General features: G+C 45.7%; 8 protein-coding genes. 1 reads left to right on the forward strand and 7 read right to left on the reverse strand.

Annotated elements, in window-relative coordinates; translation table 11 throughout:
* Window positions 1–75: 75 nt before the first annotated feature.
* From NBH07_RS22230 to NBH07_RS22240, 3 genes are all read right to left on the reverse strand, one after another.
* Window positions 76–930: an MFS transporter gene (locus NBH07_RS22230; protein WP_502921456.1), complete on the reverse strand. Its 855-nt coding sequence runs from the start codon at window positions 928–930 to the stop codon at window positions 76–78.
* Window positions 931–948: 18 nt separating this feature from the next.
* On the reverse strand, window positions 949–2,121 hold the full coding sequence (locus NBH07_RS22235) for a glycoside hydrolase family 130 protein (protein WP_005865585.1): 1,173 nt from the start codon (window positions 2,119–2,121) through the stop codon (window positions 949–951).
* A 99-nt stretch (window positions 2,122–2,220) separates the two neighbouring features.
* The gene (locus tag NBH07_RS22240) at window positions 2,221–3,327 is read right to left on the reverse strand and encodes a glycoside hydrolase family 26 protein (protein WP_009018618.1); all 1,107 of its coding nucleotides are present in this window, start codon (window positions 3,325–3,327) and stop codon (window positions 2,221–2,223) included.
* A gap of 163 nt (window positions 3,328–3,490) precedes the next feature.
* On the opposite strand from NBH07_RS22240, the gene NBH07_RS22245 reads away from it, so the two are divergent.
* On the forward strand, window positions 3,491–3,733 hold the full coding sequence (locus NBH07_RS22245) for a DUF6722 family protein (protein ID WP_009018619.1): 243 nt from the start codon (window positions 3,491–3,493) through the stop codon (window positions 3,731–3,733).
* A gap of 212 nt (window positions 3,734–3,945) precedes the next feature.
* Here NBH07_RS22245 and NBH07_RS22250 read toward each other — a convergent pair whose 3' ends face one another.
* The 4 genes from NBH07_RS22250 to NBH07_RS22265 are packed head-to-tail and all read right to left on the reverse strand — an operon-like array spanning window position 3,946 to window position 9,135.
* Complete coding sequence (locus NBH07_RS22250; protein WP_009018620.1) at window positions 3,946–5,412, reverse strand: TolB family protein; 1,467 nt, start codon at window positions 5,410–5,412, stop codon at window positions 3,946–3,948.
* A 6-nt stretch (window positions 5,413–5,418) separates the two neighbouring features.
* Window positions 5,419–7,188 (reverse strand): DUF6057 family protein, encoded by a 1,770-nt coding sequence (locus tag NBH07_RS22255; RefSeq protein ID WP_005855210.1) that lies wholly within the window; start codon window positions 7,186–7,188, stop codon window positions 5,419–5,421.
* A gap of 7 nt (window positions 7,189–7,195) precedes the next feature.
* On the reverse strand, window positions 7,196–8,668 hold the full coding sequence (locus NBH07_RS22260) for a TolB family protein (protein WP_009018621.1): 1,473 nt from the start codon (window positions 8,666–8,668) through the stop codon (window positions 7,196–7,198).
* Window positions 8,665–9,135: a DUF6057 family protein gene (locus NBH07_RS22265; protein WP_250833613.1), complete on the reverse strand. Its 471-nt coding sequence runs from the start codon at window positions 9,133–9,135 to the stop codon at window positions 8,665–8,667. The genes NBH07_RS22260 and NBH07_RS22265 overlap by 4 nt, the downstream gene beginning before the upstream one ends.
* Window positions 9,136–9,242 lie beyond the last annotated feature (107 nt).

The raw sequence follows: 9,242 nt of genomic DNA on the forward strand, positions 1-9,242 counted from the left end.
CGGAAAGAGTAGGTATAGACGAGAAAGTATTACTCGAAAAACGGATTACAAGATACAAACGTGAATTAGAACGAATTACAGGCACACATATAGAAATTGGCAATGCATGTGTTCCATAGAAGATACATTGGCATAGGCTTCCTCAACGATAAAGTATTTGAAATAATATACGGTAGCCCCGTCGCGGATGGAATTGAAAACCAGAGCGGAGACACCTGCTCCCAATAGTATCCACCAAGGCTTGTTGCGCAATAGGTCTCTCAAGTCATCTTTTAACGAGCCTTGTTGCTCTTTAATCGGTTTTACCCGTTCTTTTGTCCATGCGAAACATCCATAAAAGAGAATGGCGCACAGGATAGCGATAACTACGACCGCTAGGGTCCATCCATGTTGTTGATCCGCCAATTCATCGCTATTTCCGCTAAAGAAACGCACCATCGGCATGAATAGCAACAGGGCTATAAAACTGCCGATATAGGCGAATACCATGCGGTACGTAGAAAGGGTATTACGGTCTTGCGGCAATGGACTCATTACTCCAAGCAAGGATGCGTAAGGCACGTTTATGGCGGAGTACACCATCATCATCAAGGAATAGGTGATATAGGCATAGATCAAATTACCTGTTTGTCCGAAAGAAGGAGTCGTGAAAGTGAGCACTCCGATAGCGGCGAACGGGATCGCCAGCCAAAGCAAATAAGGGCGAAATTTTCCCCAGCGTGTTTGCGTACGATCCGCCGCGACGCCGACAATCGGGTCAAAGACCGAGTCCCATATACGAGTTATCAAGAACATCGTACCTACGGCTGCTGCCGGTAATCCGAATACGTCCGTATAGAAAATCATCAAGTAAGCGCCAAACAGTTTCCAGAACATGGACGATGCCATGTCCCCGAAACCGTAGCCTATCTTCTCTGTTAGTTTAATCATATGAGTGGTTTTTGTAGGTTATTTCAGGAGTGGAAGATTTCGATCGATCAGCTTTTTCAGCGTCTCGACAGATGCGGTCGTAGTCAGCCCGTCGGCCGGAGTGTTCATGCAGTAATCTACCAATTTATCGATTGTGGATACAGCCACGTGCATACGGGTATCGGAGGATGCGTAGTAAATATATACGGTTCCATCCTCATCCGCGATCCATCCGTTAGAGAATAAAACGTTGGATACATCGCCGATCCGTTCCTCATTTTCCGGAGCCATGAAATAGCCGGCGGGTGTGGCGATAGGTCTCGTGGGATCTTCCAACGCGGTCATATACATATAAAGCACGTAACGTAATCCGGCGGCGCATCCCCGTACGCCATGGGCGAGATGTAACCAGCCTCTCGGTGTTTTGATCGGGTGGGGGCCTTCGCCATTTTTCACTTCCTTGATCGTATGGTAGTAACGTTGGTCGATGATGGTTTCTTCCTTGACTTCGGCGTGCGTGATATCATCAATCAAGGCCCATCCGATACCACCGCCACTTCCCGCGTCGATAAATCCGTCTTGGGGGCGGGTGTAAAGGGCATATTTACCATTTACGAATTCTGGGTGTAATACGACGTTACGTTGTTGGCTCTTGGTCTTTAAATCCGGGAGACGTTCCCAGTTTCTCAAGTCTTTTGTCCGGGCGATAGCTGCCGTGGCGGTTGCCGAGGATAGATCTCCGGGAGCTGCGTTCGGGTCATGGCGCTCGGCGCAAAAGATTCCGTAAACCCAGCCGTCTTCATGAGCGGTTAGGCGCATGTCGTAAATATTCGTGGCCGGGACAAGATCGTCCGGCATGGTTACCGGGTAATCCCAAAAACGGAAATTGTCTACTCCGTTCGGGCTTTCGGCTACGGCGAAGAAGGATTTACGGTCGCTTCCTTCTACACGTACCATTAATATATATTTACCATTCCATTTGATTGCGCCGGAGTTCATGGTTGCGTTCATGCCGATGCGTTCCATCAAGTAGGGGTTTGTCTTTTCATTTAAGTCATATCTCCAGAAGATCGGGGTATGTGCGGCTGTCAGTACAGGGTGTTGATAACGGGTGAAGATTCCGTTTCCGTCTTCTAAAGGGATATTTTTCCGGCTTAACAAGGTTTCGTGTTTAGCGAAGAGTTCGTTTACTTTTTCTTGAAATTGTTCCATGATGTTTTTGCTTTAAATGATATTATCAGATGGTGGGAGACGGGGCACGCCCCGTCTCTACAACTGGATATGACGTGATTTATCTGGTTATGTATGATGTTATTTATATAGGTTGATATCGGAGGCGAACAATGTTTTCGGATTTTCAAAGAACTTCTTGAAATCCTCGGCAGAGGCTTGTCCGGGATAAGGGCCAAAGAAGTGAGTGACTTTTTCACGGGCGTTTCTCCATACCAATACATAAGCGACCGGATATTTCTCCATGGCAGGCAGCAGGGTTCCCGTCCACCATGTGGAGTCTGGTATCCCTTCGTAGCCGGTCTCCGTGACCGCTATGATCTTATGGTTGGCTTTGCCTATGCTGTCTATTACTGAAAGACTGGTATCCATGCTTTTCAAGAAGAAATCCTTATCTTCCCGTTGGTAAGCGTCGAAGCCTAGGACGTCGATCAAGTCATGTCCGGGGTAACGTTCCAGATAAGACGCTTGATCCTGCGGCTCTGTACCTGTGGAATAAGCGTATACGATCTGGTCTGTTGCTCCGTGAGCGTTTAGATAATCGGCGGTCATTCGCCATAGCGCCTTGTATTCATCCGTGATACATAAATTCTGTCCCCACCAGAACCAACTTCCGGTGTGTTCGTGCCAAGGACGGAATAGGACGGGAATCTTGGTGCCATCGCTTGTTTTCAAGGAAAGGATGAAATCATTCACTTTGCCTAGCCAACTTTGGAATTTCTCATAGTTCTCCCCTTCCGGAAGGATCGATTTCACGACAGCATGGTCTGATACGTCCCAAGCGTCCCCTCCGGTTTTAGGGTTACGGGGATGCCAACTTAAAGATACCAAGCCTCCCCGGTTATATTGGTTGATGATTTCCTTGCGTATTTTCTCGAAAGGTACTTTATCAAGGCTTTTATCTCCCCCGAGTTCGATCTCTCCAAGATCAAAGCTGATAACGGCCGGATAATCGCCGCATACTTTTCGCACGTCTGAGCCTCCTTCGTCAAATTCCCATCCGATCCCATAAACCGTATCATCGTGATGTCCGAACATGATTCCTTTTTGTGGAATCGCACGTAGGTTCTCTATTAAACGTTCTCTCGGCGAACCCTGTTCGCTTGTCGGCTCTAGTCCTTTCTTCGATGGTGAACAGGCGATTAATGCCCCTAGGCATAACATGGTAATTAATTTCGTGTTCTTCATGATAACTGTCTTTCTTTATGAACGCGAATGTAAGAGGTATCGGGCAGACAATCTAGTATTATTTTATCGGATAGTGGTATTATTTTTATTTTAACCGGAACGGTTGTTTGATTTGGAATTCATTGTTATCTTTGTGCATGTTAATTAATCAAATAGAATGACTATGGGAAAATGGAATGATTTACAAGAACAAGTGAAGGAAGGGAGAGAACGAGAGAAAGCCCGAAAGGAGAATTTGGGAAAGTTCTTTTATGATTTGGCGAAACTGACTTTTGCGGGTGTAGTTATATGTGGGGTTATCCCGTTGTATAAGAATCCGAATGATTTTTCACAGTGGGTAATGCTCATAACAGGTTTAGGAGGTACAGGAATGATTGCGGTTTGTGCAAATAGAATATTTAAATAATAACAGATATGAATAACATGACATTTTTGTTTTTAATTATTATCGTGGTAATGGGGATATTTCTTGCATGGACTTATACCAAATCCGGTAAGAAATGGCTGAAGAACCTATAGCGAACTTCTAGATATAGAACTATACCCAATACACGGATCTTATGGAATTATTTATTTTTTCTATAAGATCCGTGTATTGTTTTTGGTAACCCTTGGTTTCTAGTTCCCAACTTGAACCTGTATACGCTCTTTTGAAGTTATCCTCTTCTCAAATACTTTCGTGTCCAGCAGAATAGGGGCATTGACGAAATCCGGGACATTATAGGAATAGACAGAGCGATCGTAATAGGTTTCCGGATCTTCCTTGGGAAGGAGAAAGGGCTTGCTTATCTTGCCATTCTCATCCATGCTTGCCAGATAAAGGCGGGTATAAAGGCCGTCACCCCGGCGGCTACTGAAGACAAACCAGCGGGAGTTGCTACTCCAGTTGTGAAAGCTTTCGGTATCATCGCTATTTACTTCGGATAGCTCGCGGAGGTCTCCGCTTGTCAAGTCCAGTAACCATAGATTCGCCTCTTTATGCCAGATCGAAAAGTTTCCGTAATCGGATAAGGTGAACATAATATATTTGCCGTCATAGGAAGGGCGGGGAAAAGATACGCTTTTCCCTAAAGCCTCAGCGTTCACCAACGTATCGATACGGCTCCCGAATGTACCGGCAGAGGGATCAAAATCGATACTACATAAATTATATCTTATCTCTTTATATTCTTCGGGAATCTTTTTAGCTTCGGCGGAACAAAAGTAAAGCGTACGACCATCCGGGGAGAACGCAGGGAAGGTCTCGAACCTGTCTTTCTTTTGCAAAGAATCGCAAAGGAGTAGACGATGATCTGCCGGATGGTAAACGACTATATCAGATTCCAAATCCAATACTTCTACCCGCTCGTCCTTAACCGTATGGAACGATTGTCGGGTGTTGTTCGTGGAATACGCTATATATTCGCCTCCGGGATGCCAGTAGGGATAGACGCAAGCGGCGATTGTCTGATCTGTTTTCGTGTTGAGGTATTCATCCTTATTGTCGGTTCTCATAAAAGTGGCTCCATGCGTTCCTCGGATGTGAAGACTGAAATGGCTCGGGTCCGTACGGTTAAAGGCATGGCAGTTTACGCACATACCTTTGACCAGCGTGTTTTCCACCAAAGGTCTTTCTTTATGAGACGATAGATCACGCTCATAAATACCCATACGGCTGTAGACTTCATAACCGGGAGCGATCTTTCGGTATACTAAGCCGTAATCGATCGGGTGGGGGCTGATGTACATGGGGAAAGGTTTGTAAGTACTCCATTTACCCTCTTGCTTGATACTGACAGTAAAGAGTAAACTATCGCCTTGATTGGAGATGAGCAGTTGTTTCCACTCTTTTTCCGGGAAATTGACATGCTTCGCGTTTATATGCACCTCTTTGCCTTGGCACCCTTTTACGATAACATCTATCCGCTCATAGGAGGTATCCGTATAAGAGAAATTCATAGGTGCTATCGTGGCGGGTATTGTCACCCCGATATAATCCGGATAGATGGACGGGTATTTCTCTATTTGTTCGGGGGATACTACCGAATCCCCACAAGCGGTAAATAACGCTATACATATACTATATAATAAGATAAGCTTTCTCATGGCCGTTTATTTTCTGAATAATAAGTAATACCAAAATGTCTTCTCGTATTTCGGGCGAAGGATAGGCTCGGAGTCTTTCTGCGTCATATAAACACGGGCGAACTCGCTTACCCCTTCCAATACGTTGCGGGAGATGCTCCAAGGAAGGCCTTGGAAATTAGGATGCTGCTGTGTCCAAATGAAAATCAATGCCTCTTGATAAGAGATGGGTATGTGGTTATAGCCCAGATCTTTTCCCAGCGGATAATATTTCATGAAACGTTCCAGATCCTTCTTTTGCAAGACATAGGCTAACATATACTCGAAAGCCATCCGGTTACTTTTGTTATGTTGCAGCAATAAGCCTAGCATGACATCCATTTCCGTGTCGCTGAACAAGAAATCTTCTGTATATCGGGCTTTTCTCAACCATCCCCATTCGGGATGCTTCTCTATCTTTTCATCGTTATTTAGATAGCTCATGGCGTTGGTCGCCCATTTCTTATAGAACAAGGTATGCTGCAAAGCCCGCAGGTATTTGGCGGCGACAGCGTATTGTCCATTGATCAAGTTGGTCTCGGCCAGACGCATATAGGCACGTCCGCTTTTCTTATAGTCGGGGATAGCCTCCATCGCTTCGAACATATAGCGTTGTGAGGAGTTGATCATTCCCAGATGATAGAATATCTCGCTGGTAGGGAGCGGTGAGGTGAAATCTCTTTGGAAGGTGGGGATCAATCCTTCCGTTCCATTTTGGTAGAAATGGAACATGCGATCCCCTAATTGCCCGGTCTTGGCGAGAGCCAGATTTAAGCAGGTCACGGAGAAAGGAGAATTAGGCTCTTTGTTTTCCGCCGCCTTGATGATCTGGTTCCATTGTTTCATGCGGGTGAGGTAGTCGTATTTCATAGCCTCCTCCTTATCCGAATTGCTGGCGGCATAGATCCATGTGCCACCACCGATAAGGAGCAGGGTGGAGATAATACCCATCCATGCCTTAGTGCTCTTTACGGGTGGGGGAAGTAAAGCAAGTGCCCCGGGGGTTATGGCAACGGTAGCAATAACAAGTAACAGGGTGTTGGGAACGATCATGGGGAAACGATAATAATCGATGCCGGTCATGAGGCTAAGCAATGGATATTGCGTAAGGCTTTGTGCCAATAGGGGGCATAGGATTCCAAGCAAGATGTAGATAGGAATCCATATATAGGATTTGTTGGATACGATTGGTACGGGTTTGATGCAATGCCCGATTGCTACTCCGATAACGAAGATGAAATAGGCCCCACCACCTACGATCCAGTAGAGTACCGGCATTATTAGGAGCGTATAGATTATTCGTCCCCATGGATGAGTGATTTTTCGCTGGATGATTAAGGCGAAGAGGGCGAGAGTTATGGAGACAGGGAATGCCAGCAGGGCATTCTCATCACATAAAAATACCCAGAGCAGGATAGAGGGGAGAAAGCTGAACGGATACCAAAAGTCGGAAGTTCCCATTTGTTTGGCCAGCCAGTTTATTTGCCGTTGGATAAGCACGAGAACGATCGCCAAGATCGTAGCCCCTGCCCAAGCGAAATAATAGAACTGCGTCAGGAACTCCGCTATATATTCAGCGATGCCTCCGGGATGGAGACATTTGTCGATTCCATATTCCGGCGTGAACAGGAATAACTGGAATTGCTCGTGGTAATGTAAATGATGAGGATAATAAAGTCCCCAAAACAGGCAAATCGCACAGCCGAATAATAAGGAGGCGATTCCTCTTATGTATCTATATTTACGTGTATTTTCCATGATTCTATTATTTAAAAGTCTCAGCTTCCTCGTCGTAGTAGATCTCTTGTACATCTTCAGCGTCGAAAGGAAGCTCGCTAGTGGATAATTCAGGTATATTATAAGATTTCAACGTGATATCGTAATGTTCCGGATCCTCTTGCGGGAGAACGAAAGGTTTATAGGCTTTTCCCGTACTATCCACGTAAGAGAAATAAGGCTTTCCGTATAGTCCGTCATCCCGCTTACTGGCAAAGACAAACCAATGGCTGTTAGAGGACCAACTATGGTAGGTATCCGATTTATCGGAGTTGACGGCAGGTAAGGTATCTATCTTCCCGGTCTGGAGGTTCATCATATGCAGGTCTGTTTCTCGGTGCCAGATCGGGAAGGTTCCATAATCGGCTACCGTGAAAAGTAGGTATTTACCGTCGGGCGATATCTTGGGATGGCAGGCGGAGCCATTATGCTTCTGGGCATCCCATACGGTTTCGATCTGTCGGCCCCATTCCTTGGTATCTTTATGGAAAGATATGCGGCATAGGGAATATTTTAGGTTATGGATGCTATCGGGCAACGGCTGGATGGGAGCGGAGCAATAATAGATCCAGTTCCCATTGGGCGAAAAGGTAGGGAAGGTCTCTAACTCATCCTTCCGGCTAGTCAATGGGGAGGTGATGAGTTGTTTCTTTCTGAAATCGGCGACCACTAGGTCGGAGGTTGTGTCATAGACTTCCAACCGCTTACTTCCTAACGAATGAAAAGCAGGGATGATAATATTCGTGGAAAAAACGGCGAACTGCCCCGATGGATGGAAATCGCCATAGACAGCCCCATTCGGCAGACTGTCGTTGCTCAATTTCAACTTCCTCAAATGTCCGTTACGGTTCAGCAGGGTGCCTCCTTGCTTTCCCCGTAAATGGAACATGGATAAACTTCCTTTCTTATTTCCGTAAATATGGCAGTTCATGCAAGAACCGTCGGTATCTTTGTTGTCGGCAATAACCCGTTCCTCGAAGGTATTGATCTCCCGCTCGCATAATTGGATCTTGTTCCATACCTCGTAGCCGGGTTCTATAAGCCGGTAGCTTATGTAACTATCCAGTTTCTCCGGAACTACTTGCCAGTAGAAAGAGGGGTAACGAAACCATTTACCCTTGATACGGGCGACTACGGTTATTTGCAGGCGGTTGCCCACTTCCTGCTCTAAAAGGCTTTCCCATAGGTTTAAAGGGAAAATAGCTTTCTTTCCGAAAGATAATTGTATCTCTTTTGATTTCCCTTTTAAGGTTACTTGCATAGCGTCCGCATCGTTTCTCAATAAGAAGTTGAGAGGGGCAATATTCGTGGGAATCATGATATCCGTATAATCGGGATACATGGGGATTGGGTCTGTGGTATCCTCTATTTGCTTCGGGGTAGGGGTACATCCTGCCAGCAAGCAGATTATCCAGACGAGGTAATAGGTTATGTTCTCTTTCATGATTCTTGCTTCTTTCATGGCTTACTCTCCTTTCCGGGCTCTGTGGTCGCAAAATGATAATAGAACCAATAGGTCTTGCCGTATTTCTCTTTCAAACTCGTGTCCTTTGCCTCATAAAGCCGGGTATAATCGGCGAATTCTTTCGCTATCTTTACCGGGATTTGGTATTTTATAAGCTCTTCCGCACGGATATTACCTTGGCGGGCGAGATGGATCAGCAGGGCCTCGGCGAAAATGGAACTAGAGACCTTACCCGGTACATAATCTTCTACAAAAGAACGGAGATCTTTAGAGAGTAAATGATAGCAGAGTAAGTATTCGTAAGCACGGAGATTGCCGGCGTTCGAGGCGACTAAGTTCCGTAAGGAAGTCACGGCATCGTTACCGGAACGTAGATGGTCTTGGGTCGGGATGTCTCTGCGTTTCTTCTCCAGCCACTCCTTTACTCGCGGGGTTTGCTGACCGGGTATTCTTCTATGGAACACATGCATTGCCAATTTCTATATGTGTGCCTGTAATTCGTTCTAATTCACGTTTGTATCTTGTAATCCGTTTTTCGAGTAATACTTTCTCGTCTATACCTACTCTTTCC

Source organism: Parabacteroides sp. B2-S-102, assembly GCF_023656665.1.
Taxonomy (GTDB): Bacteria; Bacteroidota; Bacteroidia; order Bacteroidales; family Tannerellaceae; genus Parabacteroides; species Parabacteroides distasonis.